This window comes from Sporosarcina sp. USHLN248 (genome assembly GCF_037144575.1).
In the GTDB taxonomy this organism is placed as follows: domain Bacteria; phylum Bacillota; class Bacilli; order Bacillales_A; family Planococcaceae; genus Sporosarcina; species Sporosarcina contaminans.
In genome coordinates this window covers 1-2,001 of the sequence record NZ_JBBCZC010000091.1, presented here as the reverse complement: position 1 = coordinate 2,001, position 2,001 = coordinate 1, and the positions used below count along the sequence as shown (strand labels likewise).

The 2,001-nt window shown below is 43.9% G+C and carries 1 protein-coding gene; it reads left to right on the top strand.

Annotated features, from left to right (window positions below; all coding sequences use genetic code 11):
- Positions 1-592: 592 nt before the first annotated feature.
- Positions 593-1,828 carry an IS110 family RNA-guided transposase gene (locus tag WFH04_RS18010; protein ID WP_336825699.1) on the top strand — a complete coding sequence of 412 codons (1,236 nt, stop codon included), beginning with the start codon at positions 593-595 and terminating at the stop codon, positions 1,826-1,828.
- The last annotated feature ends 173 nt before the right edge of the window (positions 1,829-2,001 follow it).

Here is a 2,001-nt window from a genome sequence, read left to right as displayed (position 1 = left end):
CTCCTCGTATATTAGTAGTAAGAGCTCTTTCCGATAGAATTTCCAGTTGATCCGGACAGCTGGAGGCCGTCTATTGGACTCCTATAGGAAATGGATGCCTTACGGCTTCCCCACTCTTGTTTTTGTTTCAACCGCTTCACCCGATTGAACGGGGAAGCCGTAGGTATTCACTTTAATTCAATGATTTATTGCTCACAGGTGCTTACCTGTTTATTTATCATGCTTACAATTGAATAGCTGTTTGGGCGAAGGATGGAGGAGGCTCCATTTCAAGACTTCGTCCTTTTCTTTTTACCTAATTATTTCACTTTAAATTTCAGATCGGCCCATGGGACAATAGAAGCTGACAGGATTGTCTCGGGATATAGCTTTCACTCCTTGCGGACACTTAAGTGTACTGCTTAAAAAGCCTGCTACCCATGGCTCATTATTGAAGGTCTAACCACTGGTTGCGCCGTTGAATGGAAGAGAGTGTAGCGCTCGTTTTGGTCTTCCATTCTTTGAGTGCTTATGACGAGGATGACATCGATGATTCCCATGGGCACCCAGGTCTGAAACAATCTTGATTACTACTCACCAGGAGGTGATTGGCATGTCACAAATGCTTGTCGGTGTAGACGTTAGTTTACGGTCCCATCATGTCCATTTCATGAATGCGGACGGAGTCACACTCGCTGATTTTTCTGTTTCCAATGATCGAACCGGGGCTGATACCCTGATCAAACGCATGTTGGAGACAGCGGAAAAAAGTCAGTGTGCAGAGTTAAAAATCGGGATGGAAGCAACAGACCAGTACGCCTGGCACATTGCCCACTATCTCCAAGATCAGCTAAAAGGCTATGAACCTAATGTGGAGACCAAGGTGTATGTTCTGAATGCACGGAAAGTCGCACGTTTCAAAAAAGGATACGACACCTTACCGAAAAACGATAAAATCGATGCCTGGGTTATCGCAGACCACTTACGCTTTGGACGATTGCCACAGGAAATGAAAGAAGCCCATCACTATGAGGCATTACAACGCTTAACGAGAACCCGATTCCATTTCATGAAAGAAATCGGACGAAATAAAACGTATTTCTTGAATCAGCTGTTTCTAAAGTTCAGCGGTTTAAGGCAGGACAGCCCTTTCTCTAGTACCTTCGGTACTACCAGCCTCGCAGTGATAGAGGAACTGGATCCAGAAACCATCGCTGAGATGAAGCTAGAGGAACTAATCTCATTTCTTCAGGAGAAGGGAAAGAACCGCTTCACTGAGCCGGAAGAGTTGGCGAAATATCTTCAGAAACTCGCACGTTCCTCTTATCGTCTACATAAGACCATGGAGGACCCGGTGAACATCTCCCTGTCAGTCACATTAAGCACGATCCAGCACATGGAGTCACAAATTAAGAGGTTGGACAAAGAGATTGCCAAACTCATGAAAGGCATTCCACAGACCCTCACATCTGTAAAAGGAATTGGAGATGTCTTCGCAGCCGGTCTGATTGCAGAAATTGGTGATGTGAAGCGATTCAAGGATCATCATGCGCTGGCCAAATACGCTGGATTGGTCTGGAATCAGCACCAGTCAGGCGAATATGAAGCCGAAAATACAAGTCGAATGCGAACCGGTAATAAGTATTTACGTTACTATTTAATTCAAGCTGCGGAATCCATTCGTAAATATGATTCAGAATACAAGGCATTCTACACGAAGAAATACAATGAAGTTCCGAAACATAAACACAAACGTGCACTCGTCATGACCGCAAGAAAACTGGTACGGTTGGTGTATTCGCTACTACGCACCAATCAATTGTACACACCACCCGAAAGGAGAGGGTAAGACAGCCCGCTTACATCCTTTCTTTTAGCCCAAACTTCCATCTTCTTTTTTTTAAAAAACAAGAAAATGCGAGGTTTATTTGCCATACCTAAAAAACATGGATATCAGAAACTAATACAATTAAATTTCCAATTCACTCGATTTTGGTCCTTGACTTATTACCACTGGGCTTT